At 68.6% G+C, this 25,751-nt stretch carries 14 protein-coding genes and 2 pseudogenes; 8 read left to right on the top strand and 8 right to left on the bottom strand.

Annotation, left to right across the window (positions count from 1 at the left end; translation table 11 throughout):
* Positions 1 to 129 precede the first annotated feature (129 nt).
* A complete protein-coding gene (locus I4Q42_RS18660; RefSeq protein WP_198577597.1) occupies positions 130 to 2,925 on the top strand; it encodes a TonB-dependent receptor in 2,796 nt (931 codons plus the stop codon).
* A 54-nt stretch (positions 2,926 to 2,979) separates the two neighbouring features.
* Here the strand turns inward: I4Q42_RS18660 and I4Q42_RS18655 are convergent, their stop codons facing one another.
* Together I4Q42_RS18655 and alaS are read right to left on the bottom strand one after the other, a co-directional pair.
* Positions 2,980 to 4,266, bottom strand: a complete 1,287-nt coding sequence (locus I4Q42_RS18655; RefSeq protein WP_332873113.1) for a serine hydrolase domain-containing protein — start codon at positions 4,264 to 4,266, stop codon at positions 2,980 to 2,982.
* A 95-nt stretch (positions 4,267 to 4,361) separates the two neighbouring features.
* Positions 4,362 to 7,004: an alanine--tRNA ligase gene (gene alaS, locus I4Q42_RS18650; RefSeq protein WP_198577596.1), complete on the bottom strand. Its 2,643-nt coding sequence runs from the start codon at positions 7,002 to 7,004 to the stop codon at positions 4,362 to 4,364.
* A gap of 355 nt (positions 7,005 to 7,359) precedes the next feature.
* On the opposite strand from alaS, the gene I4Q42_RS18645 reads away from it, so the two are divergent.
* The gene (locus I4Q42_RS18645) at positions 7,360 to 7,845 is read left to right on the top strand and encodes a hypothetical protein (protein WP_198577595.1); all 486 of its coding nucleotides are present in this window, start codon (positions 7,360 to 7,362) and stop codon (positions 7,843 to 7,845) included.
* A 432-nt stretch (positions 7,846 to 8,277) separates the two neighbouring features.
* On the opposite strand, the gene recA is transcribed toward I4Q42_RS18645, so the two are convergent.
* On the bottom strand, positions 8,278 to 9,348 hold the full coding sequence (recA, locus tag I4Q42_RS18640) for a recombinase RecA (RefSeq protein WP_198577594.1): 1,071 nt from the start codon (positions 9,346 to 9,348) through the stop codon (positions 8,278 to 8,280).
* A 249-nt stretch (positions 9,349 to 9,597) separates the two neighbouring features.
* Here recA and I4Q42_RS18635 point away from each other — a divergent pair, with 249 nt between their 5' ends.
* From I4Q42_RS18635 to I4Q42_RS18605, 5 genes and pseudogenes are all read left to right on the top strand, one after another.
* Positions 9,598 to 11,199, top strand: coding sequence for an EAL domain-containing protein (locus tag I4Q42_RS18635; RefSeq protein ID WP_198577593.1), 1,602 nt, complete (start codon positions 9,598 to 9,600; stop codon positions 11,197 to 11,199).
* A gap of 126 nt (positions 11,200 to 11,325) precedes the next feature.
* Positions 11,326 to 11,787, top strand: a pseudogene (locus I4Q42_RS18630) (GAF domain-containing protein); the annotation flags it as partial.
* Positions 11,770 to 13,800, top strand: coding sequence for a PAS domain-containing protein (locus I4Q42_RS26180; protein WP_408611103.1), 2,031 nt, complete (start codon positions 11,770 to 11,772; stop codon positions 13,798 to 13,800). The pseudogene I4Q42_RS18630 and the gene I4Q42_RS26180, both read left to right, overlap by 18 nt.
* 203 nt (positions 13,801 to 14,003) lie before the next feature.
* On the top strand, positions 14,004 to 16,349 hold the full coding sequence (locus I4Q42_RS18610) for a TonB-dependent receptor (RefSeq protein WP_198577592.1): 2,346 nt from the start codon (positions 14,004 to 14,006) through the stop codon (positions 16,347 to 16,349).
* A gap of 284 nt (positions 16,350 to 16,633) precedes the next feature.
* Complete coding sequence (locus I4Q42_RS18605; RefSeq protein WP_198577591.1) at positions 16,634 to 17,209, top strand: hypothetical protein; 576 nt, start codon at positions 16,634 to 16,636, stop codon at positions 17,207 to 17,209.
* On the opposite strand, the gene I4Q42_RS18600 is transcribed toward I4Q42_RS18605, so the two are convergent.
* Positions 17,206 to 17,637 (bottom strand): transcriptional repressor, encoded by a 432-nt coding sequence (locus I4Q42_RS18600; RefSeq protein WP_198577590.1) that lies wholly within the window; start codon positions 17,635 to 17,637, stop codon positions 17,206 to 17,208. The genes I4Q42_RS18605 and I4Q42_RS18600 overlap by 4 nt on opposite strands.
* Before the next feature lie 159 nt (positions 17,638 to 17,796).
* Between I4Q42_RS18600 and I4Q42_RS18595 the strand changes: the two genes are divergently transcribed.
* The gene (locus I4Q42_RS18595; protein ID WP_198577589.1) at positions 17,797 to 18,705 is read left to right on the top strand and encodes a LysR substrate-binding domain-containing protein; all 909 of its coding nucleotides are present in this window, start codon (positions 17,797 to 17,799) and stop codon (positions 18,703 to 18,705) included.
* Between the two features lie 20 nt (positions 18,706 to 18,725).
* Here I4Q42_RS18595 and I4Q42_RS26175 read toward each other — a convergent pair.
* From I4Q42_RS26175 to I4Q42_RS18580, 4 genes and pseudogenes are all read right to left on the bottom strand, one after another.
* Positions 18,726 to 18,818 (bottom strand): annotated as a pseudogene (locus tag I4Q42_RS26175) (hypothetical protein); the annotation flags it as partial.
* A gap of 34 nt (positions 18,819 to 18,852) precedes the next feature.
* Positions 18,853 to 19,968: an acyltransferase family protein gene (locus I4Q42_RS18590; RefSeq protein WP_198577588.1), complete on the bottom strand. Its 1,116-nt coding sequence runs from the start codon at positions 19,966 to 19,968 to the stop codon at positions 18,853 to 18,855.
* Positions 19,969 to 19,985: 17 nt separating this feature from the next.
* Positions 19,986 to 22,295, bottom strand: a complete 2,310-nt coding sequence (locus tag I4Q42_RS18585) for an alpha-N-acetylglucosaminidase (protein ID WP_198577587.1) — start codon at positions 22,293 to 22,295, stop codon at positions 19,986 to 19,988.
* Positions 22,296 to 22,398: 103 nt separating this feature from the next.
* A complete protein-coding gene (locus tag I4Q42_RS18580; RefSeq protein ID WP_198577586.1) occupies positions 22,399 to 25,071 on the bottom strand; it encodes a TonB-dependent receptor in 2,673 nt (890 codons plus the stop codon).
* Positions 25,072 to 25,751 lie beyond the last annotated feature (680 nt).

The raw sequence follows: 25,751 nt of genomic DNA, 5'->3' as shown, positions 1-25,751 counted from the left end.
ACGGCATGAAGTGGTTACGATCCCGACTATCGGGATTAAATCCCAATATGTGAACACTGGTGATCTCGGCGCAGCGCCCTCCCCCCGGGCCCCGTCTCCGAGCCACGCCAGGGCGCCGAGGAGGAAACCATGAAGACGTCGACCAGCCTGTGGTCCGGAATTTCGAGCGCGGCCCTGGCCGCGGCCATGTTCGCCGCGCCGGCCGTCGCCCAGGCCCAGGCCGCCCCCGCCGCTCCGGCCGGACAGACCACTGAACCCGACGCGGTCGAGGAAGTGGTCGTCACCGGCATCCGGGCCTCGCTGCGCAGCGCCATGGACGTCAAGCGCAACTCCCTGCAGGTGGTCGACACCATCTCGGCCGAGGATATCGGCGACTTCCCCGACAAGAACCTGTCCGAAGCCCTGCAACGGGTGACCGGCGTGCAGATCAGCCGCCAGGACGGCGAAGGCCGCGGCGTCAGCATCCGCGGCGCCGACCCCAGCCTCAACCGCGTCGAGATCAACGGCTCCTCGGCCCTGTCCCTGACCGTCGGCGGCAGCGACCGCGCGGTCGATTTCCGCGACATCCCGGTCGAGTTCGTCTCGCGCCTGGATGTGGTCAAGTCGCCGACCGCCGACATGGCCGAGGGCGGCATCGGCGGCACGGTGCGGGTCATCACCCGCCGGCCGTTCGACAGCAAGACCCCCTATGTCGCCGGCTCGGTGCAGGGCGTCTATTCGAACCTGGCCAAGGAATACGACCCCAAGGTCGCCCTGATCGGCAGCCGCACCTTCCTGGACGACACGCTGGGCGTCCTGCTGTCTGGCACCTGGGAAAAGCGTCACCTCAACAGCAACAACGCCCGCACCACCGGCTGGCTGAGCCGCGCGCCCACGGCCACGGGCGCGGGGGCGACGCCCGGGCGCGGCACCGACATCAACGGCGACGGCAAGCTGGACTTCATTCCTGAAATTCCGCGCCTGATCATCGACCGCCGCGAGACCGAGCGAAAAGCGCTGAGCAGCGTCGTCGAATGGCGGCCGACCGACAACTTCAAGGCCTATCTCGACGCCACCTACGCCACCGCCAAGGAGCGGGTGAACAGCTCGTTCCTGCAACTGGGCGCGGCGGGCGGCCTGATCGACTACAGCAAGTCGACCGTCGGCGCGGACAACACGGTCAATCACCTGGAGCTGACCAGCGGCGCCGGCTTCCCGATGGACCTGGCCTACCGCAACATCCTCGGCGACCTGGAACGCACCCAATATACAACCGCCCTGGGCGGCGAGTGGAAGCTCGGAGACTGGACCTTCGACGCCCGCCTCGACTACTCCAACGCCGAGGTCCAGAACAACGAGATCAACGCCACCGCTACGGTGTTCGGCGTGCCGCGCGCCATCGTCGACTACACCGGCGACCAGGGCGCGCCGAACTTCTCGTTTCCGGGCCTGGACGTCACCTCGGGCCAGGGCGTCAACCGCCTCGACGCCCTGTTCAACCCGCGCAACAACACCTCCGAAGAGACCGCCCAGCAGTTCAACGTCACCTATCGGCCGAACATTTCCTGGCTGACCTCGATCAAGGCGGGGATCCAGGGACGCCAGTTCGAGACCGATCAGGTCCTCTACCAGCGCACCACGCGCCTGAACTGCCGAGGCGACACCAGCAGCGGCGCCATCGTCGCCGTGGCGACCTCGTGCGCGAACATTGAGGCCATCGTCAACACCAACTCGGTGGTCAACAGCATCCCGTTCTTCGAGACCGGCGACCTGGGCTATTCGGGCGGTATCCGCCAATGGAGCGACAACACCATCGCCACCTACGCCGCCACCCTGGCGACGGCGGGCCTCAGCAACGACATCTACGGCGTCAATCCCAACATCAACACCGCAGAGAAGGCCGGCGGCCGGGGCAGCTTCCAGGCCTTCCTCGACACCTGGTCGGTGGAGGAGAAGACCAAGAGCGCCTACGTCCAGGCCGCCTTCGACTTCCATGAGCTGCCGGTGCCGATCAGCGGCACGTTGGGCGTCCGCGTCGTCGACACCGAGACCCTCTCCACCGGCTACGACCGCGTGCAGACCAGTCCCACGATCGTCAACTTCGTCAAGGCCGAGGCCGAGGGCGGATACACCAAGACCCTGCCGTCGCTGAACCTGCGGTTCGAATTCATTCCCGGCAAGCTGATCGGCCGCGCCGCCGCCAGCAAGGTCATGGCCCGCGCCGCGCCCAGCCAGTTGGCCCTGCGCCGCAGCATCGACCAGGTCGGCTTCACCGGCTCGCGCGGCAACCCCGACCTGAAGCCGTTCGAGGCCACCGCCTACGACGCGGGCCTGGAGTGGTACTTCAGCAGGGACAGCTTCGTGTCGGCGACCTATTTCCGCAAGGAGATCTCGTCCTTCATCACCAACACGACCGTCTCCGAGGATATCGACGGCAAGTCGTACAGCATCACTAGCCCGATCAACGGCACGGATCAGGTGAGCATCGACGGCATCGAGATCGGCGGCCAGTACGCCTTCGACTTCCTGCCCGCCCCCTTCGATGGCTTCGGGGTGCTGGCCAACTACACCTACCAGAAGGACAAGGGCTATAAGGAGACCAGCTTCCTGACCGGCGAGATCCTGCCGTTCCCGGGACTTTCCAGGAAGAGCTACAACGTCTCGCTCTACTACGAGGGCGACAAGCTCAGCATCCGCGGCTCGTACAACTGGCGCGACGACTGGCTGATCACTCCCCGCGGCCGCGGCAGCCTGGCCGAGTTCAACAAGGCCTTCGGCTCGCTGGACGCCTCGGCCAGCTACAGCCTCAACGACAACATCACCCTCTTCGTCGAGGGCGTGAACCTGACCGACGAGGTGCGGATCGAATACAACGCCGCCGCCCGCCGGATCGGCAACGAGACCTTCGGCTCGCGCTACTTCTTCGGCGTCCGCGCGAAGTTCTAGGACCTCGGGGCGCTCTTCACCCGCTGGGGGTGGAGGGCGTCCGCTCCCTCGGGCTCAGGGCGCGACGTCCGCCGTCTCGCCGCCCTTCAACCCCAGCCAGTCCGTGAACGGCTCGTGGTAAAAGAGGTCGAACACCTCGGCCTGCAGCTTGAAGGGCAGGCTGCTCTCGCTGTTCCACAACATGACGACGCCGGTCTTGCTGGCCGGATCGAACATCATGGTCGAGCGGTAGCCGTCGACCGCGCCGCTGTGCCCGGCCAGGCGATGGCCCTTGTAGCCGAAGCTGCGCATGCCCAGGCCATAGGCCGGCTTGTCGAGCGAGCGACCCAGCGGCGAGTTGCCATAGGGCCGGCTGGTATTGACCCGGGGACGGTGGATCTCTTCCAGCACCTGGGCCGACAGCACCTCGGGCGCCAGGCCCATCTGGGCCTGCATCCAACGCGCTAGGTCGACGATGTTGGAGTTCACGCCCGCCGCCGCCGGCACGCGATAATAGGCCTCGGCCAGGACCGACTCATGGCCGTAGCGGGTGGGTCGGGCCCAATGCCGCTCGCCGCGCAGGCCCTGCATGCCGATGGTCGCGCTGCCCATGCCCAGCGGCAGGAACAGCTGCCGGCGCGCCTCGTCGGCATAGGGCTTGTGCGTCGTCGCCTCGACCACCTCGCGGATCGTGTCGAAGGCCAGGTTCTGATAGGTGTGGCAGGTGGCCGGCGGGCACTGCGGCGGCACCGTCCCCAGGGCCTGCCGGATCATCTTCGGATCGCGGCCGCCTTCCAGCCAGCCGTCATAGGCGTTGCGCGGCAGGCCGGTGCGCTGCGACAAGAGCTGCGCCACCGTCAGGGTGTGCTCGGCCCCGGCCGGCAGGCGCAGACTGACGCCGAACTTGCCGATCGGGTCCTCCAGCGAGAACGCCCCCTGCCCGGCCAGGCGCGCGCTGAGGGTGGCGGCCACGGTCTTGGACAGCGAGGCCCAGCGGAACACGGTGTCGGCGCCGACCGCCTCGCCGTCGTCGGGCGTGGTGACGCCATAGCCCTTCACGAACGACAGCCGGCCGTTCTCGACCACGGCAACGGCCAGGCCGGTCATGCTGCGATCGCGCATCATCGTGTCGATGCGGGCGTCCAGGGCGCGGTAGTCGATCTTGCCGCGCCAGTCCTTGGCCTCCAGCGGCAGGACGACGGGGGTCGCGGCCGCCGCGACCTGGCGCTCGGCCTTGGTTCCGGTCCCAGGCGCGCCCGTGCAGCGCGACACGGTCAGGCCGACGCCGCCGCCGATCACCGCGACGATGGCGGCAAGGCCCAGCCACACCCGCCAGGCGCGACGCTCGGCGGGATCGGGCACGATGTTGTGGAGCTTACGCAGGCGCGGGTCCGCCCATACTAGACGACGAGAGAGGTCGGCCCGCTTCGGTCAGGAAGCGGGCCGATCTAAGGCGATCAGCCGGCCAGCACGGCCTTGATGGCGGCCAGGCCGTCGTCGGCCTTGGTCGCGTCCGGCGCGCCGCCCTGGGCGAAATCGGGCTTGCCGCCCGCGCCCTGGCCGCCCATGGCGATCACGGCGGCCTTGGCCAGTTCGGCGGCGCTGAACTTGGCGGTCAGGTCGGCGGTCACGGCCACGGTGACGGCGGCCTTGCCGTCGGTCGTGCCCACCAGCGCCACGACGCCCGAGGTCAGCTGCTTCTTGAACTCCTCGGCCACGCCGCGCAGCTCCTTGCCGCCAACGCCGTCGAGGACGCGGGCGATCAGGGCCGTGCCGTTTACGTCTTCCGGACCGGAGGCCGCGCCGCCGCCGCCCAGGGCAAGCTGCTTCTTGGCCTCGGCCAGTTCCTTCTCCAGCTTCTTGCGCTCGGCCACCAGGGCGTCGACGCGGGCCAGGACCTCGGCGACCGGGGTCTTGAACTGGTCGGCCAGGGCCTTGGCGACGCCGGCCTGGTCGAGCAGGAAGCGGCGGGCCGCCTCGCCGGTCAGGGCCTCGATGCGGCGCACGCCGGCGGCCACGCCTTGTTCCGAGACAATCTTGAACAGGGCAATGTCGCCGGTGCGCGCCACGTGGGTGCCGCCGCACAGCTCGACCGAATAGGCCTTGCCGGCTTCGGTCAGGCTGTCGCCGAGGGTCAGCACGCGCACGCTGTCGCCATACTTTTCACCGAACAGCGCCACGGCGCCGGCCTCGATGGCCTCCTGCGGAGCCATTTCCTTGGTCTGGGCCGCCACGTTCTGGCGGATCACCGCATTGACCTCGGCCTCGATGCGCTCGATCTCGTCAGGGCTCAGCGGGCCGCCGTGGCTGAAGTCAAAGCGCATGCGCTCGCCGTCGACCATCTGGCCCTTCTGGGCGACGTGCGGGCCGAGCACATGGTGCAGGGCCGCGTGCACCAGGTGAGCGGCGGAGTGGTTGGAGCGGGTGGTGTGGCGGCGCTCGGCGTCGACCGAAGCCACGACCTGGTCGCCGACCTTCAGCGGCCCGGCCAGTTCGACGCGGTGCACGTGCAGCTCGCCGGCCTGCTTCTGGGTGTCGAGCACGCGGCTCTCGGCGCCGTTGGCCTCGATCGAACCGGTGTCGCCGGCCTGGCCGCCGCTCTCGGCGTAGAAGCTGGTGCGATCCAGCAGCACGTCGACGGTCTGGCCGGCCGAGGCGGCCTCGACCTCGGCGCCGTCGGCGACGATGGCCTTCACCACGCCGGTGGTCTCAGTGGTCTCGTAGCCGACGAAGTCGGTGGCGCCGGCCTTTTCCTTGATCGAGAACCAGGCGGCGGCCGCGCCCTGCTGGCCCGAACCGGCCCAGTTGGCGCGGGCCATCTGACGCTGGCGGTCCATGGCCACGTCGAAGCCGTCGGTGTCGACCTTGATGCCCTTGGCGCGCACGGCGTCCTGGGTCAGGTCGAGCGGGAAGCCGTAGGTGTCGTAGAGCTTGAAGGCGGTCTCGCCGTCCAGCACGCCGCCGCTTTCGAGCCCGGCGGTAGCTTCGTCAAGAAGCCCCATGCCGCGGCCCAGGGTGACGCGGAAGCGCTCTTCTTCCTGGCGCAGGGTCTCGACGATCGAGGCCTCGGCGCGGCGCAGTTCCGGATAGGCCTGGCCCATCTCGGCCACCAGGGTCGGGGCCAGGCGGTGCATCAGGGGCTCCTGCGCGCCCAGCAGGTAGGCGTGGCGCATGGCCCGGCGCATGATCCGGCGCAGCACGTAGCCGCGGCCTTCGTTCGACGGGGTGACGCCATCGGCCAGCAGGAACGACGACGAGCGCAGGTGGTCGGCGATCACCCGGTGCGACGGGGCCTGGTCGCCCTCGGCCTTGACGCCGGTCAGCTCGACCGAAGCGGCGATCAGGGCCTTGAACAGGTCGATGTCGTAGTTGTCGTGCTGGCCTTGCAGGACCGCGGCGACGCGCTCCAGGCCCATGCCGGTGTCGATCGAGGGCTTGGGCAGCGACAGGCGCTCGCCGCCGGCCAGCTGCTCGAACTGCATGAACACCAGGTTCCAGATCTCGATGAAGCGGTCGCCGTCCTCATCGGGGCTGCCCGGAGGGCCGCCGAAGATGCCTTCGCCGTGGTCGTAGAAGATCTCCGAACACGGACCACAGGGGCCGGTGTCGCCCATGGACCAGAAGTTGTCGCTGGTCGGGATGCGGATGATGCGATCGTCCGACAGGCCGGCGATCTTCTTCCACAGGTCCGCCGCCTCGTCGTCGGTGTGGTAGACCGTGACCAGCAGCTTGTCCTTGGGCAGGGCGAACTCGCCGGTCAGCAGGGTCCAGGCGTGGGTGATCGCCTGTTCCTTGAAGTAGTCGCCGAACGAGAAGTTGCCCAGCATCTCGAAGAAGGTGTGGTGGCGGGCGGTGTAGCCGACATTGTCGAGATCGTTGTGCTTGCCGCCGGCGCGGACGCACTTCTGCGAGCTGGCCGCGCGCGGATGCGCGGGCGTCTCGGCGCCGGTGAAGACGTTCTTGAACGGCACCATGCCGGCGTTGACGAACAGCAGCGTCGGGTCGTTCTGCGGCACCAGCGGCGCCGACGGCGTGACGGCGTGATCGGCCTTGCCGAAGTAGTCGAGGAAGGTGCTGCGGATCTCGTTGAGGCTAGGCATCGTCGTCTCGGGAATCTCGAAAGGTCCGGCGGACACCGGAAGTCGGCGCTGCATAGCGCGGTTTCAAGTTTTGGGGAAATCGAATGGAAGATCCTCTCCCTGTGGGGGAGGCGATCGCGTAGCGATCGGTTGGGGCGTGCGTAGCGGTCGGCTAATTTCGCGGAAGCTGAAAACGCCCCCCCTCCGGCCCTTTGGGCCACCTCCCCCACAGGGGGAGGATCTTGGCTAGCGCCTCACCAAGAAGATGCTCCCCCTCTGGGGGAGCTGTCGCGGAGCGACTGAGGGGGTAGCGCGGCGTTAAGGTCTTGGCTCAGCGGTGCTCACGCCCCTACTGTCGCCAGGCGGGAGGACCATCATGAACGACGCGGAGATTGTGGGACGGCCGGGCGCGCTGCGGATCGACGGACGGACCAGGCGCGGCGGCTGGCTGCTGTGGGCGGCCCTCGCCGTGGCGATCACCGCGCCGCTGCTGGGCTATGTCGTGATCAAGCAGCGCGAGGCGGGCGCGGCCGCCGACGCCTACTGGTCGCTGGCCGGAACGCCCTGCCCCGCCATGACCCAGGCCGCCTTCGAGGCCCGACCGCGCAAGCCGATGACCTTCGCCTTCGACGGCGTCAGCCTGGTGCGGGGCGCCGGCCACCTGGAATGCACCCACCGCACTTATCCCCAGGCCGGCGGCGAGCGCGAGGCGCCGGTCTGCGACTTCACCGGCCCGATCGCCCTGGCGGTCAGCGTCGGCGGCAAGCAGGCCTTCTACGCGCCGCCAGGATCGGCCCGTGTGGCGGTGATCGACGGCGCGCCGGTCTGCGTGCAGCGGCCGCCGACGCGGGTGGGGAACTGAGGGGTGTTGGAGATCGGCCAACGTCTTAGAAGCTGAAAACGGCCCCCCTCCGGCCCTTCGGGCCACCTCCCCCAGAGGGGGAGGATCTGCCGGCCGGCGTCGGCGCATCCAGTAAGATGCTCCCCCTCTGGGGGAGCTGTCGCCCCGGGTCCGGCCAGAGGTCGGCCCGAGGATAAACTCCGCGACTTAGGGGGAAAGACGCGAGCCCGCGCGCCGTCCCTCGCCCCCTCCGTCACGGCGCGTATTCGCGCCGCGCCACCTCCCCCGCTACGCGAGGGAGGAGAAACGAAATCGGACGCCTGGCATGGGGTCCAGGCGTCCGGGGTCGCGGCCGTCGTTGGCGGTGAAGTCCGCCGCGGGCGTTATGGCGGGGTCGCCCTCGGCGGGCGGCGGCCGCGAAGCGTGGCGCGAGGCGCTCGCGCCAGCTTGTCCTTATTCGTCGTCGCCCTCTTCGGGACCGCCGACCAGCAGCTCTTCCTCGATCTTCTGCGAGGCCTTGCGCACGGCCTGCTCGATCTCGTTGGCCAGGTCCTTGTTGTTCTTGAGGAACTCACGGACGTTGTCGCGGCCCTGGCCGATACGCTGGCTGTTGTAGGAGAACCAGGAGCCGGCCTTGTCGATGATGCCGCCCTTGACGCCCAGGTCGATGATCTCGCCGAGCTTGGAGATGCCTTCACCGTACATGATGTCGAACTCGACCTCGCGGAACGGCGGGGCGACCTTGTTCTTGACCACCTTGACGCGGACGTTGTTGCCGATGATCTCGTCGCGGTTCTTGACCGAGCCGGTGCGGCGGATGTCCAGGCGCACCGAGGCGTAGAACTTCAGCGCGTTGCCGCCCGTCGTGGTCTCGGGGCTGCCGTACATCACCCCGATCTTGTGACGGATCTGGTTGATGAAGATGACGATGGTGTTGGCCTTGTTGATCGAGCCGGTCAGCTTGCGCAGCGCCTGGCTCATCAGGCGGGCCTGAAGGCCGGGCAGGCTGTCGCCCATCTCGCCTTCGATTTCGGCCTTCGGGGTCAGGGCCGCCACGGAGTCGACCACGACGATGTCCACGGCGCCCGAGCGCACCAGGGTGTCGGTGATCTCCAGCGCCTGCTCGCCGTTGTCGGGCTGGGAGACCAGCAGGTTGTCGAGATTGACGCCCAGCTTGAAGGCGTAGCCCGGATCCAGCGCGTGCTCGGCGTCGACGAAAGCGGCGGTGCCGCCGGCCTTCTGGACTTCCGCCACCACGTGCAGCGCCAGGGTCGTCTTGCCCGAGCTTTCGGGACCGTAGATCTCGATCACCCGGCCCTTGGGCAGGCCGCCGATGCCGAGCGCGATGTCGAGACCGAGCGAGCCGGTGGAGACCGAGGCGATCTCGGCCTTGCCCTTTTCGCCCAGCTTCATCACCGAGCCCTTGCCGAAGGCCCGATCGATCTGCGCCAGGGCCGCTTCGAGCGCCCGCGCCTTGTCGCCTTCTTCCTTGCCCACGAGTTTCAAAGCCGCCTGACTTGTCATTGGATGATCCGCCTTATTCCATGATTCCGACCGTCCGGCCGGAAGTTCGAGCGCCGCTACGCCTACCGCCTGTGGAATGATTAATGCGTACACATTTTGTTCTATGTTCGCAAGATGTTCTTTTCGATCGCGCCCCGCCGGTTTTTCCCGCCTGCGGCGGGCGGTCGCACCCCCAAGTCGCGACCCGGCGCGTGCACGCCTCTTTAAGCTAAGCCCTGCAAGCTGCCTCTCCTCTGGGGGAGCTTCGCCTTGTCTATCGATCCGCGCCGCTTGCTGGGACTGGCCTTCGCCAGCGCCGACCTGTTGCTAGAACTCGAGGGCGACCGCGTCAGCCTCGCCCTGGGCGCCGCGCAAAAGATCATGGGCAAACCCGAAACCTCCTTGATCGGCCGCGTCTGGCGCGACCTGTTCACCGCCGCCGACCGTCCGTTGATGGACGCGGCGCTCTATGCGCTCGACGAGGGACAGCGCCGGGGTCCGGTCACCGTCCGCGTGGCCGGCGAGCCGGAACGCTTCGTTGGAGTCACTCTGCGGGCCCTCCCCGACAATTTCGGTCGCACCTCCGTGGCGATCACCGCCGCCCGCGCCCCGGCCGGCGGCCTCGACGCCAAGGGCCTGCGCCCGCGCGAGAACTTCGAGGAGATCGCCAAGGGCCTGTTTGAAGCGGCGCGGGTCACCGGGCTCGAACTCGAACTGGCCATGGTCGAGTTCGCCGGCCTGTCGGCCCTGCGCGAAGGCATGACCGGCCCCGACGCCCTGGCCCTGGACATGAAGATCGCCGGCGCGGTGCGGGCCGAGTCCCACGCCGGCGCCATGGCCACCCAGGTCTCGCCCGACCGCTACGCCCTGCTGCGGGCCAAGGACGACCGGCCCGAGGCCCTGGCCGCCCGCCTGACCAAGATCGCCGCCCTCGACGCCAGCGCCCACGTCGTGCCGCTGGACGGCGGGGCCTCGTCGCGCGGCCTGCGCGCCCTGCGCTACGCCCTCGACGACTTCCTGCGCGAAGGCCTGAAGGACACCCCGCCCCTGACCCTGTCGGAGGCGATGAACCGCTCGGTGAAACGCACCCTGGCCCGCGCCGGAGCCCTGGGCGCGGCCGTCAGCCAGCGCCGCTTCACCCTCGCCTACCAGCCCGTGGTCGATCTTTCGAACGGCCAGGCCCACCACCACGAGGCGCTGGTGCGCTTCGAGGACGGCGCCAGCCCCTTCGCCCTGATCCGCATGGCCGAGGAGTTCGACATCATCGAGGAGCTGGACCACGCCATCGCCGAGCAGGCGGTGCGCCGGATCGCCTCGGACCGCAGCGGCTCGGTGAAGCTGGCGGTCAACGTCTCGGGCCGCACCATCGTCAGCGAGACCTTCGTCGACCATATCAGCCGCCTGCTGGCCCAGACCCCGGCCGCCAAGGGCAAGCTGATCTTCGAGGTCACCGAGACCAGCGCCATCGACGACCTGCCGCGCGCCAACCGCCACATCCAGGCCCTGCGCGGCCTGGGCTCGCTGGTCTGCCTCGACGACTTCGGGGCCGGCGCGGCCTCTTTCGCCTATCTGCAGGAACTGACCCTCGACATCGTCAAGATCGACGGCCGCTACGTGCGCGAGCTGGCCGGCAACAGCCGCGACGGGGCCATGGTCCGCCGCCTGGTCGAGCTGTGCCGCGACCTCAACGTCCGCACCGTCGCCGAGATGGTCGAGACCGCCGACGTCGAGGACGTGGTCCGCAAGGCCGGCGTCGACTTCGCCCAGGGCTGGCTCTACGGCAAGCCGGCCGACCAGCCGCAGCCGTCGCAGAAGCCCACCTCGGTGACGCCGATGGCCCGCCGCTCGGGCGTGTCGGAAGGCTGGGGCTGAGCTTCTTCCACAAGCTTTACCGTGCTTGCATGGAACCCTTGAACGCGCCAAGCGTCTAAGCGTCTAGGCCGACGCCAGTTCGTCGGCGAGTCGACGCTGCCGGGGATCGGGGGGCCTCAAGTTCGCATGGACGCTGCCGATCCGTCGGAGCGCGAGACCCGCCGTCTCGCGGCCCTCCGCCGTTACGACATTCTCGACACCCCGCGCGAAGCCGCCTTCGACGAGATCGCCGCCCTGGCGGCCGAAATCTGCGGCACGCCGATCGCGGTCGTCAACCTGATCGACGAGCACCGCCAGTTCTTCAAGGCCGAGGTCGGGCTGGGCGTGCGCGAGACGCCGCTGGAGACCTCGTTCTGCGCCAAGGCGATCCTCGAGGACGACTTCCTGCTGGTCCCCGACGCCACCCAGGACAAGCGCTTTTCCGGCAATCCGCTGGTCACCGACACGCCCGGCCTGCGGTTCTACGCCGGCGCCCTGCTGAAGACGGCCGAGGGCCTGCCGATCGGCACGCTGTGCGTGCTCGACACCGCGCCCAAGGACCTGTCGCCCCTGCAGCGGCGCACCCTGCAGGTGCTGGCCCGGCAGGTGATGAACCAGCTGGACCTGCGGCTGTCGCTGCAGAAGAGCGCCGAGAGCGAGCAGCTCTACCGCACCCTCTTTGACTCGATGGACGAGGGCTTCTGCATCATCGAGTTCTTCGACGGCCCGCACGGGCCGCTCAGCGACTACGTCCATATCGACGCCAACGCCGCCTACGCCCGCCATGCCGGCATTCCCGACGTGGTCGGCCAGAAGCTGCGCGAGATGGTCGGCGACGAGGCCGACGCCTGGGTGGCGCGCTACGGCCAGGTGCTGCGCACCGGCCAGCCGATCCGCTTCGAGCAGGAACTAGTCGCCACCGGCCGCTACCTGTCGCTGTCGTCGTTCCGCATCGAGCCGCCCGAGCGCAAGCAGGTGGCGGTGCTGTTCCAGGACATCACCGAGCGGCGCCGGGCCGAGCTGGCGCTGCGCGAGCTGAACGAGACGCTGGAACAGCGCGTCGCCGCCGCCCTCGCCGAGCGGCGCACCCTGGCCGACGCGATGGAGGGCGCCAACGCCTTCATCCAGGTGGCCGACCGGAACTTCCGCTGGCTGGCCATCAACAGCGCCGCGGCCGGCGAGTTCGAGCGGGTCTTCGGCGTGGCGCCCCACGTCGGCGACAGCATGCTCGACCTGCTGGACGACCAGCCCGAAAATCGCGAGCAGGTGCGCGCTGTCTGGTCCCGCGCCCTGGCCGGCGAGGAGTTCGTCGAGGTCGACGCCTATGGCGACCCTGGTCGCTACCGCCGCTACTACGAGATGCGGTTCGGCGTGCTGCGCGACGAAGCCGGCGCGCAGACCGGCGCCTACCAGTTCGTCTACGACGTCACCGAGCGCCTGGCCGAGCAGGAGCGCCTGCGCGAGGCCGAGGAGGCCCTGCGCCAGGCCCAGAAGATGGAGGCTGTGGGCCAGCTGACCGGGGGCCTCGCCCACGACTTCAACAACCTGCTGTCAGGCGTCTCCGGCTCGTTCGAGATGATCGGCACGCGCCTGCAGCAGGGGCGCATGGCCGATGTCGACCGCTATCTGGCCGCCGGCCAGGGCGCGGCGCGGAGGGCCGCGGCCCTCACCCACCGCCTGCTGGCCTTCTCGCGCCGCCAGACCCTGTCGCCCCGGCCCGTGGTCATCAACCGGCTGATGGCCGAGTTCGTCGATCTGGTGCGGCGTACGGTCGGCCCGGCGATCGCGGTCGAGACCGTCGCGGCGGCCGGCCTGTGGCCCGCCCTGGTCGACGCCAACCAGCTGGAGAACGCGCTCCTCAACCTCTGCATCAACGCCCGCGACGCCATGCCCGACGGCGGACGCATCACCATCGAGACCGGCAACAAGTGGCTCGACCACCGCGCCGCCCAGGAACGCGGCATGGAGGCGGGCCAGTACGTCACGGTCTGCGTCAGCGACACCGGCGTGGGCATGGACAAGTCCATCCAGGAGCGGGTGTTCGACCCGTTCTTCACCACCAAGCCGATCGGCGAGGGCACGGGCCTTGGCCTGTCGATGGTCTACGGCTTCGCCCGCCAGTCGCACGGCCACGTGCGGATCTATTCCGAGGTCGGCCAGGGCACGATGGTCTGCATCTACCTGCCCCGCCACTTCGGCGAGGAAGAAGCGGCCGAGACCGATGTCGTCACCTTCCCGTCCGTCCAGTTGGGCGCGGGCGAGACGGTGCTGGTGGTCGACGACGAGCCGACGGTGCGGATGCTGATCGTCGACGCTCTGCAGGAGCTGGGCTACGCCTGCATCGAGGCCGCCGACGGGCCGACGGGCTTGCGCCTGCTGCAGTCGGACGCCCGCATTGACCTGCTGATCACCGATGTCGGCCTGCCGGGCGGCCTCAACGGCCGCCAGGTCGCCGACGCCGCCCGCGACCTGCGGCCCGACCTCAAGGTGATGTTCATCACCGGCTATGCCGAGAACGCGGTGCTGAACCACGGCCACATCCAGCCTGGGATGGAAGTCCTGACCAAGCCGTTCGCGGTTTCCGACCTCGCCGGCCGGGTCGACCGAATGTTGCGAAGCTGAAACACAACATTCAGCACTCGCGCGAAGCGAGCGCCTGAGACGTCACGCGCCCATTGAGCGCACTGTGTCTTCAGGGCCGCAGTTCAACCGCCTGACGATAGCTGCGAATGCCTCGCATTGATCTTCCGGACCTGTGCGATTAAGAGCGCCTCTCATTGTCAAGCAGCCGACATTCAACGGTTGCGGCTCGAGGGGATATCGAGATGAAGAAGCCGTCCGTCGCTGGCGTCGCCAGCGTTCGCCGCCGCGCGCTGAGCGCCACCGCCGTCGCGGGCCTCGCCGGCCTGACCCTGGGCGCTGGCGTCGCCCACGCCGCCGAAGCCGACGCCGCCGCGCCGATCGCCACCGCCTCGGCTGCCGCTCCGGCCACGGACGCCACCGACGTCTCGGGCGTCGACGTCAACGGCAAGAAGCAGGCCCGTCCGCAGTCGGAGAAGTTCACCGCTCCGCTGCTCGACACCCCCAAGACCGTCAACATCATCACCACCGACGCGCTGCAGCAGCAGGCCATCACCAGCCTGGCCGACGCCTTCCGCACCGTGCCGGGCATCACGCTGGAATCGGGCGAAGGCGGCTCGCCGGCCGGCGACCGTCCGCGCATCCGCGGCATGGACTCGACCTCGGACATCTTCGTCGACGGCATCCGTGACGCCGGCGGCCAGTCGCGCGAAGTCTTCGCCCTGGAGCAGATCGAGATCGTCAAGGGCCCCAGCTCGGCCTACAGCGGCCGCGGCTCGACCGGGGGCAGCGTCAACCTGGTCAGCAAGGTCGCCCGTCTCGGCGACTCCAAGGCCGCCACCCTGACCCTCGGCGACAACGCGACCCGCCGCGTGGCCGTCGACGTCAACGAGCAGGTGACCGACGGGATCGCCCTGCGCCTCAACGCCCTCTATCACGAGAACGAGGTCAACGGCCGCGACTACGTGCACGGCGACCGCTGGGGCGCGGCCGCCTCGGTCGGCTTCGGCCTCAACGGCCCGACCCGCCTGACCCTCGACTACTACCACCTGGAAAGCAGCGAGCTGCCTGACTACGGCATCCCCTACGTGCCGACCACGGTGGGCTCGGTCACCTACGGCAAGATGCTGACCGGCCACGACGACAAGTTCTACGGCCTGACCAGCCGCGATTTCCGCGACACCAGCGCCGACGTCTCGACCCTGCGCTTCCAGCAGGACCTGGGCGGCACGTGGAAGTTCTCGACCTCCACCCGCTACGGCCGCACCACCAACGCCTACGTCGCCACCAACCCCGACGACACCAAGCGCAACGTCCCCAACGGCTACCTCTTCCGCTCGTCGAAGAACCGCAACACCCTGACCACGACCACGGCCAACGCCACGACCGTGACCGGCGAGTTCAACGCCGGCGGCTTCAAGCACAGCGTCGCCATCGGCACGGAGATGGCCCAGGAGCAGACCCACAGCCAGGGCTACGTCATCTCTTCGCCGGGCGTCACCTCGGGCACGCTGGTCAACGGCAACCTGGGTTGCAACGCCTCGCGCCTGGGCGCGGCCTACGGCTACAACTGCACCACCCTGGACAACCCTAACGCCAACGATCCGTGGATCGGCACGGTCACCCGCTCGCCGACCTTCACCCGCACCATCGTGCGCACCCGCGCCGTGTTCGCCTTCGACACCATCGAGCTGAACGAGCACTGGCTGGTGAATCTGGGCGTCCGCCACGACGACTACACCAACAAGTATCTGGGCGGCACGATCTCGGCCTCGGGCGTCACCCCGACCTCCAGCCTGCGCAACGAGTCGCGCTTCTGGAACTACCAGGCTGGCGTCGTCTACAAGCCGGTGGAAAACGCCAGCATCTACGCCTCCTACGGCAGCTCGTCGAACCCGTCGGGCGAAGGCGCCGGCGACACCTCCTCCGTGGCGGCCACCACGGTCAACCTCGATCCGGAGCAGAACGACAGCTACGAGCTGGGCGCCAAGTGGAACCTGCTCGACAACCGCCTGAACCTGACCGGCGCGATCTTCCGCACCGACAAGACCAACGCCCGCGTCATCGACACCGACGGCAGCACTCAGTTGGTCGGCCAGACCCGCGCCCAGGGCGTCGAACTCGGCGTCGGCGGTCAGCTGACCCGCGCCTGGAGCGTAACCGCCGGCTACACCTACACCGACAGCGAAGTGATCGACGGCGGCTTCACGGTCACCACCATCCCGGCCACGTCGACCACCCCCGCCACCACCGTGGCCACGCCTTCGGTGAACAACGGCAAGATGTTCCCCAACACGCCCAAGCACGCCTTCAGCGGCTGGACGTCGTACAACTTCGGCCGGGCTTTCACGATCGGCGGCGGCGCGTCCTACATGTCCAAGCGCTACGCCAACGCGGCCAACACCTACGAGGTGCCCAGCTACTGGCGCTACGACGCCATGGCCTCGTGGAACGTCAACCAGAACGCCAGCCTGCAGCTGAACCTGCAGAACCTGACGGACGAGCGTTACGCGCTGAAGCCCTACAGCACCCACATGGTCCAGATCGCCGAAGGCCGCACGGCCCTGCTGACCCTGAACCTGAAGTACTGATCCTTTCCACTCAGGAAGGTTCGCAGCGCCCCGTCCGGCTCCCGTCGGGCGGGGCGTCGTCGTTTCGGCCCGGGCGCCAGGGGGGGAATTCGGAGCAGCGGAACCGCCGTCCGGGCGGGTCGTTGAGGGTGGACAAGCAAGGCTTCGCAAGAGGCCCTCCGCCCTCCCCTCTCGCGCAGGAAGATTTGCGATGCGATCGATCCTTCTGGTGCTCCTCGGCGTGCCGCTTCCCATCATCCTTCTGCTCGCCTTCTGCACCCATCACTTCTGATCGGACCCCCGCCATGGCTTACGGAACCGACCAGACCCTCGATGTCGTCCCCGAAGAGCAGCAATCGGCCGTCAGCTGGGACGCGATCGCGGCCGGCGCCGCGGCGACCATCGCCACGCTGTTCGTCCTGCTGTCGCTCGGCGCGGGCTTCGGCCTGGGCATCAAGCCGCGCTGGCCCAACGGGATCGAGGCGCGGGACTTCACCCCCGTCGTCGGCGCGATCTTCGTCGCCGCCCAGATCATCGCCAGCATGCTCGGCGGCTATCTCGCCGGACGGCTGCGGACCAAGTGGCTGCACGTCCACGACCACGAGGTCCACTTCCGCGACACCGCCCACGGCCTTCTGGCCTGGGCGGCCAGCGTGGTCGGCTTGCTGCTGCTCGGCGCCCTGACCGCCCCGTCGGCGGCGATCGTTCCCGACGTCGCCCTGTCGCCGGCCGAGGTGCTGCGCGCCACGCACGTCGCCGCGCAGATCTCGCTGTTCCTGGGCGTCGGCGCCCTGACCAGCGCCTTCGCCGCCAGCGTCGCCGCGGCGCTGGGCGGCCTCCGCCGCGACGACATGCACCGCCTGCACCGCACCCGCGCCTAGGACGCCGGTCCGTCCTCCTCGCGGCGGAACACCACCATCACCTCCACCCCGCCGGGACGCCGCGCCAGGGCGTCCCGGAGCATGGCCAGCAGGGTCTCGGGCGAGACGTGCAGGTCGACGATCCGCGCCGTCTCCTCATAGACCAGATGGAAATGCGGCTCGGGCTGGGTGTCGAACACCGGCTCGCCGCCGGTCGTCGGCAGGCGGCTGACCAGGCCGTGGTCGGCGAACGCCTCCAGCTGGCGGGCCAGGTCGGCAGGGGCCAGCGACAGGCCCGCCTCGGCGGCAAGGTCGGCGATCTCGGGCGCGGTCAGGTGGGTTTCTTCCGACGCGCGCAGCAGCGCCAGCAGCCGGGGCGCCGCGCCACGGCACGGCAGTCCCGCCCGGCGCAACGCGTCCTGCAGGACGGCGTCCACGGCATGGGGCATCCAGGGCGTCCTCCCTGGGCGAGGGAAACGGCCGCGATCTTTCGACGTCGCAGCCTGGCTCCCACGCCCGAACTCTGGGGCGACCATCTCGCAAACCCAGGTTGAATAGAAGCGCCGAAGTCCAATGGTTGCGATAGGCTCTTCCTATCGGGAGGGACCATGAACCTGCGTGACCTGCGCTATCTGCTGGCCGTGGCCGAGCACGAGCATTTCGGCCGCGCGGCCCGCGCCTGCGGCGTCAGCCAGCCCACCCTGTCGGTGCAGATCCGCAAGCTGGAGGAGCTCCTGGGCGTCACCTTGTTCGAGCGCACCAGCAAGACCGCCGCCCCCACCGCCGCCTGCCGCCAGTTGCTCGGCCACGCCCGCACGGCGGTAACGGCCGGTGAGGCGGTGCTGGCCACAGCCCGAAACCTGCGCGACCCGATGGCCGGCCGCTTCCGCCTGGGCATCATCCCGACCCTGGCCCCCTACCTGCTGCCGCTGGTGTTCGCGCCGCTGCGCGAGGCTCTGCCCTCGCTGGATCTCGAACCCTGGGAAGACCAGACCGCCGCCCTGCTGGAACGCCTGCGCGCCCACGAGCTGGACGCCATCCTGCTGGCCACCGACGAGGCCGCGCCCGACCTCGACGGTCGCGCCCTGTTCGCCGAGCCGTTCCTGGCCGCCCTGCCGCCGGACCATCCGCTGGCCGGCCGCGAGACCATCGCCGAGACCGACCTGGCCCGTGACATCCTGGTGCTGGCCGAGGGCCACTGCCTGCGCGACCAGGCGCTGGAGGCCTGCGGCAAGAGCACCACGGCCCTGGGCGCGGCCCTGCGCGCCTCCAGCCTCTCGACCCTGCTCAACATGGTCGCCGCCGGCTACGGCACCACCCTGATCCCGGGCCTGGCCTCGGGCGTCGCCCAGGACGCCGGCATCGTCCTGCGGCCGCTGTCAGCCAGCGCCGGCCGCACCATCCGCATCGTCTGGCGCACCCACTTCCCCCAGCGCCCCGCGGCCGAAGCCGTGGGCGAGGTCATCGCCGCGCGCTTGCGGGGCTATGCCGAGAGCGCGGCGGCGGGGGCGGTGTAGAAAAACCCTCTCTCTTAGAGAGAGGGAGGGGCCCGCCGCGAAGCGGTGGGAGGGTGAGTGGTTACGAGGTTTGACGGCGTGCCGGCACGCCGGCGGGCGGCGTACCCCCTCACCCCGACCCTCTCCCCATGGGAGAGGGAGTCGCCCCTACAGCTTCACCACCCAGTTCTTCCGATACATCACCCAGCCCAGCAGCCAGCACACCAGCATGTAGGCCACCGCGCACAGCAGCGAGCCCACCGCCCCCGGCGCGACCGCCTGGAACACATGAACGCCCACCCACTCGTACGGCCCGACGCCGCCGATCGCGAACTGGTTCAGCGTCACCACGAACAGCTCCGAGAACAGGTAGATCACCAGCGGATTGAGGCCGAACACCTGGAAGAGGCGGGTGCCAGCATTGGGCTCGCGGCCTTCGAGCACCGCCGTCAGGGCGGCCAGGACCAGCAGGTCGATGCCCACGGTCAGCAGCACGAAGGGGCCGGTCCACAGCTTCTTGGCGATCGGGAACCAGGGGTTCCAGGCCAGGGCCGCCAGGATCAGCACCGCGCCCAGGCCCGCCATTCGCACCAGGGTCTTGCGGGTGTCGGTCGCCTGCCGCAGGGCGCGGGCGGCAAGGTAGCCGGCCAGCACGTTGACGGTCGACGGCAGCGTGCCCAGCAGCCCTTCCGGATCGAAGCCGCCGTCCTTGCGATAGAGGTGGTCGCGGCCGACGATCAGCAGGTCGAGCTTGGTCCCGGCGTTGCCGAGCTTGGAATAGGGATCGCCGTCGCCAAAGCCCAGCAGGATCGCCCAGTAACCCAGCAGCAGGCCCGCGCACAGCGCCAGGATCCAGCGCGGCGACAGGAACCGCGCGGCGAAGGCGGCGATCAGGTAGCACAGGGCGATCCGCTGCATCACGCCCATCACCCGGGTCTGCGAGAACGGCGCCAGCGCCCAGTGCCCGTCCACGTGGTGCACGAACGGGAACCAGTACATCAGGAAGCCGAGCAGGAAGATCAGCGCCGTGCGCTTGAGCACCTTGGCGCTGAAGGCCGGCAGCGGGATCGGCCGCGAGAACGCGAACGCCATCGAGCAGCCGACGGCGAACAGGAACGACGGAAACACCGCGTCGGCCGCCGTGAAGCCGAACCACGGGGCGTGGACCAGCTGGGTGAACGCCTTGGCGCCTGGACCGGCGGTGTTGACGACGATCATCAGGCAGACCGTCAGGCCGCGGAACACGTCCAGCGACAGGAAACGGGGGGCGGGCTTGGTCGTCATGGCTGTGTCTTCCCCCTTCAGGCCCGGTCGATGCGCGCGATCAGCGCCCTGACCCCGGCGACGGGATCGGCCGGCGGCGTCCGGCGATAGGCGACGTCGGCGGCCACCCAGGCCTTTTCCCAGACGATCCCGTCCTTGACCACGGCCGCCTCGTCGAACGGACCGGTTCCTGCGGCCTTCAGGGCGTCGAGGAAGCGGCTCCAGCGCGGCAGGTAGAAGTCGGCATAGAGCCCCTGCCAGGCCTTGGAGGCGTAGTCGTTGAGGTTGCCCTCCCCGCCCCACACCGTCACCTGGGCCTTTGCGTTGCTCACATAGGTCGCCTTGTCGGCGGGCGTGTCGCCATAGGCGCGGGCGTCGTCGATCCAGGTGGCCAGGGTCTCGGGCTGCACGCCCAGCAGGGCGTCGACCGCCAGCGCCAGATCCTGCACCTTGCCGCGAGCCGCGTCGCCGGCGGCCGCATCGCCCTTGCGATAGGCCGCGACGGCGGCCTGCAGCTGGACGTCGATCTCCAGGCTGGCCAGCTGCCGCGCCGCATCGACCAGGTCGAGCACGAACAGCTTTTCCTTGGCGTAGCCCGGCGCCAGGCCGCTCAGCGCCCGTACCGCCGCATCCAGCTTGGCGCGGTCGCCCGGATGGCCCGGGAACTCGCCGATGGTCGCCGTCGGCCGCTTGAAGAACAGATAGGCGCCCGCCTTGCTCTTCCACCAGCGCGAGGACCAGTAGCGGGTCGAATAGGCGCCCTGCACCAGCAGGCCCATAGCCGCGTCCAGCTGCGGCGAGGTCTTGCCATAGCGGGCCTTCGACCGGCTCGACAGCCAGGCGCCCGTCGAGGCCCCGCCGTCGTTCCAGGCCAGGTCGTAGACCGCCTCGTAGACGATCGAATTGTTGTGCAGGCCTTCCGGGAACATGCCAAAGCCCGACAGCTTGCCGGTCTCGCCGCTGGCGGCCACGGCGGCGATGTCGCGGCGGTAGTAGTCGAGGTCGCCATAGACCGGGTTGCTGCCGCCGTAGTTATGGACGTAACCGTAGATCCACGGCTTGCCGCCGAAGGCCTTGGCGTTCTTCCAGACGTCGGGATAGCGGTCGTTGCCGATGTCGAGGATCATCAGCTTCTCGTCCGGCACCAGGCTGAGATAGGCGCCGATCGCGGCCGGATCCCAGAAGTGGCTGTCGGCCCCGAACAGCCAGCCCTGCATCACCCACACCGCGTCCGGACGGCTCTGGCGGATGGAGTCGTAGATGGCCTTGCCATAAGCGGCCAGGCGCCTGGCCTTCAGCGCCGGATCGACCTCAACCTTGGTCTTGGTCGCCGAGGTGTTGGCCGTGCCGTCGCCATAGGCCGCGTCGCGCGCGTCGGCGCCGTCGGCGTTGATCGGCGGCAGCATCTCGTTGAAGGAGTCGGCGAGGTAGTAGGTCCCCGCCCCATAGGTCTCCGTGTAGAGCGCCAGGAACCGCCCCGCGATCCTGGCGAACAGCGGATCGGCCGGGTCCAGCCAATAGGTCTCGTGGAAGCCTTCCCACGGCCGCATGCGATAGATCCTGGCCTGCGGGTGCTTGGCCGCGAAGGCCTTGGGCACATAGCCGCCGAAGGCCGGCAGGATCGGCGTCATGCCCAGGCCCCGCATGCGCGACAGGATCTTGACCTGCAGGTCCTTCTTCTTGTCGATCCAGGCGGTCGGCAGCGGGGCGGCGTAGCCCTCGATATTGCCCATCCGGTGCCAGGGCGTGAACGCCGCGCCGGAGAAGTAGTCGGCCAGTTCGGCCTCGCTCAGCCCGAACTCGCGCCACAGGGCCCGCCAGACATATTCCTGGCCTTCCATGGCCAGCGGCATGTCGACGCCGTGCACCGCCATCCAGTCGATCTCGCGGGTCCAGCGGTCCCAGCCCCACCAGGGCGTGGTGTAGCCGTAGGTGCAGGTGTTCAGATAGGCGCGATGGGAGAAGGGGCTTTCGACCCGGCCGGTGTCGGCGTCGGGCAGGCGGGCCGGCAGGGCGACGCGGTCGCCTTCCCAGCTGACCGAAGCCGCGCCGTTGTCCTTCAGATAGGCGTAGGCGCCGCGGGCCAGGGCCACCGGCGTATCGCCGCTGATCGTCACCTTGCCGCCGGCCGCCTTGACCGCGTAGCCGGGCTTGCCGCCCTTGCCCGCCGTCAGGGCCAGCTGGATGCCCGCCGCCTTCGGCCCGAACCGGCGCGTCAGCACCGCCCGCGCCGCCGCCGCGCCGGCCGGCTCCTTGCCTGCGGCCAGGACCATCGATGGCGCGCCGGAGACCGCCATCAGGGCCAGGGCTTGCTTCAGGGTCTGGCGACGCGAGGGCGTGAACGACATCGGGACATCTCTCTCGAAACAAAATCTGGCCGCCGCCCGGCAGGAGGGCGGCGACCAGCAGTTGCGCCGCACGGAACGGCGTCTCCGGGGAGGAGATCGGGGGTTACATCTTGTACTGGAACGACAGGTAGTAGCTGGGGCCGGTGACCGAGGTCATCTGCCAGCGGCTCTCGTTGCCGAGATAGGCCTTTTCCTGGGCGTTGTTGATGTTCATCGCCGCGAACGACAGGCTGAGCTTCTCGTTGATGTTGTAGCCCAGGTTCAGGTCGAACTGGGTGCGTGCATCGACGGTGTGGCCCAGGGGACCGGAGAAGAAGCTCTCGACCGAGGTCTGGTCATAGGCGCTGCGGTAGTTGGCCGACAGGCGCGCGCTGAAGGTCTGGTTTTCCCAGTAGACCGTGCCGTTGGCGGTGTGCTCCGACAGGTTGGCCAGCTTGAAGCCGGTCACCGAGGTCGCCGGATTGACGTGGGTGTAGTTGGCGATCAGGCCGAAGCCCGCGATCGGCAGCCAGGCGTCGAGCGACTGTTGCCAGTTCAGCTCGTAGCCGTGGATGTCAACGGTGCGCGCGTCGTTGAAGCTCTGGGTGATGGTGTAGGTGTCGCCGGCGGCCGAGACGCAGACGCCGCTGCTGTCCTTGGTCAGCGAGGTGCCCTCGTACGTGGTCGGGCACAGGGTCGAGGTGTAGACGCCGTTCTTGACCTTCTTCGAGAAGAAGCCCGCCGACAGGCCGTTGCCCGAGCCGTAGTACCACTCCAGGCTGACATCCAGCTGGTTGGCGGTCATCGGGTCCAGCGAGGCCTGGCCGACCGAGATCGTATAGACCTTGTGGCCGGTGGTGTCGGTGGTGCTGGTCATCGTCGTGGCCAGCTGGTTGCTGGAGTCGATGATCGGACGCACCAGCACCTTGGCCGCGGCGACGCGCAGCAGCAGGTTGTCGGTGATGTCGAAGCTGAAGTTCGCCGACGGCAGGACGTTGTCGTACGACTTCTTGGTCGTGTAGGTGCCGGCCACCAGCTTGACTTCGGTGTTCAGCGGGTTGGCCGCGCCGCCGACATAGCCGTTGACCGTCTGGTCGGTGCTTTCGCTGCGGACGCCCACGTTACCGCGGAAGGTGCGCGACAGCACCTCGCCCTTCAGGTTGGCCATGGCGTAGACCGAGGCCAGGTCCCGCTCGACGCGGTAGCTGCCGGCCGGGTCGAAGGCTTCGTAGACGGTGACGCCCTGGGCCTTGAGGGCCTCGCGATAGGCGTCGAGGTTCGGCGACACCCAGGTCGAGGGCAGGGTCGCCTCGCCGTCGAGGAAGTTGCTGACCGTGATGCCCGAGCCGGCCATGGTCGGCGAGTACGAGGCCGGGATGGTGTTCTGGCCGTCGCGGCGCACGACGTAGCGCTTGAGCACTTCCTGGCGGATCTTGGCGCCGACCTGCACCGAGTCGAGGATGCTGAAGTTCACGTAGCGCTTGGCGTCGAACTGGCCGGCGTTCTCGTAGGAGTCGATCGTCCGGAAGGCGCCGTTCGGGTAGGTGTTCCGGATAAGCGTCGAGGTGTTGTACTGGGCCGTGTCGCTCAGCGGCGTCGAGGTGGTGAAGACCACGTTCTTCGGGTTGCTGATGTCGACCGTGGCGCTGCCGATGTTGACGCCGAGGATCGCCGCCTCTTCGTTGAACAGGGCGTGGCCGCGCGAATAGTGCGCGACGCCGCTGAAGTCCCAGTTCTCGATGCCGGTCCAGCGGACCTTGGTCGTGAAGGCGCCGGTCGATTGCGGGCGGTCTTCATGCTGGTGGTTGTTCTCCAGCCGGAAGTTGTTCACCTGCACCTTGGTGGCGGTGTTGTTGGCGGTCGCCAGGGTCACCACGTTCGAGGCCGAGGGCGTGGTGAACAGGAAGACCTGCTGGTGCAGCTCTTGCGTCGTCTCGTCCTTGGCGTAGGTGGCGATGGCGTCGATCTGCAGGTCGTCGGTCGGCTTGAACTGCACCGCGCCGTTGATCATGCTGCGCTTGGTCTCGCGGTCGATGCGGCGATAACGCAGGCGGGCCGGGGTGTAGACGCCGTTGGCGACGGTCCAGCGGTCCATCCACAGATAGTCGCCGCGGTCCTTCAGCTCCTGGTAGCCGGCGCCGAGGAACACGCCGAGCTTGCCGTCCAGGAAGTGGTCGACATAGGTCGCGCCGAACTTGGCGGTCGGGTCGCCGCCGATCAGCTCCTGCTGCTGCAGCTTGCCGGCGAAGATCAACTGGCGGCCCTTCACATTGAAGGGGTGCACGGTGTCGATGTTGACGGTGCCGGCCAGGCCGCCCGCGTCCATGTCGGCCGTCGGCGACTTGTAGACCTGGATGCCCGAGGCCAGCTCGGTCTGGATGACGTCGTAGCGGAAGCCGTCGGTGAAGTTCGAGCTCTTGAAGGCCTGGCCGTTGACCGTGGTCAGGGCGTACTGCGGACCCAGGCCCCGGATGCTGATCGTCGAGCCGCGACCGTTGATGTTGGAGATCTGCACGCCCGGAATGCGCTGGATGGCTTCAGCGATGTTTTCCGACGGGAACTTGCCGATGTCCTCGGCCGAGATGCCGTCCGACACCCGCACGTCGTTGCGCTTGGTGTCGAGCGCCGTGGCAAGGCTCTTGCGGAAGGCGGTGACCACCACCTCGTCGACGGCCTCGCTGGGCGCGGCGTCCTGCGCGGCGGCGACGCCGGCGAAGCTGACGCCCGCCAGCAGGGCCAGGGCGAAGGCCTTGCGCTTTGCGGCAGGCCGGAAACTCGTAAGCTTGTGACCGATCATCTTGTTATCCCCTCAAGCCGGCGCGACGCGCGCGCCCGTTTAGCGCCGCTCCCCCGCGGCGCCGTTTTGAGCAGACCATTTAAAGACCTTTTTTCGCTGCTCACCGGCAAACTAGGGGCCGGCGCGAAGGCCGTCAAAGCCGGCAACCCGTTCTATTGCTTGTATTTCGGCAGAGATTGCCGGTTAGGCGCCCAATTTGTCGGGCTAAGCCGCGCCGCATATCGGCGATCGGCAACAAATACGAATGAAGTCAGGCGATTAGTGAAATTTTGTCCTTATTGGACAGGGCTAGGCATAATACCAATTTAATGCCTTTTTTGCGACCATTCGGGCCCAACGCCACCCGTTCACGCAAGCCCAGCGCGCATTCCACGACGCGCCGCTCGCCCAGCTTGCGCCCGGCGCCCACCACAAGGCGCCCGCACCCCGAGAGCGCGGCGTCGCATGACGCGAGTCGGCGAGTCTTGGCCAGGCGAGAGGGACCAGATGCCTCCCCTCCCAGCCGTAAGATCCCCGCGAAGGCGGGGATCCAAGCCGAGTCAGACGCGCCCGCCGCCTGTCGCGACCCATCCTGAAAGACAGCTTGGATCCCCGCCTTCGCGGGGATGCTCGGAGTTGAGGTAGCCGTCTAGACGACCACCACCTCCCCCAGCGCCGTGGCCACGGCCTCGGCGTTGGGT

The sequence above is a fragment of the Caulobacter hibisci genome, from assembly GCF_016135805.1.
GTDB lineage: Bacteria > Pseudomonadota > Alphaproteobacteria > Caulobacterales > Caulobacteraceae > Caulobacter > Caulobacter hibisci.
The sequence above is the reverse complement of the archived record's forward strand: the minus strand, read 5'-3'. Positions and strand labels throughout refer to the sequence as shown.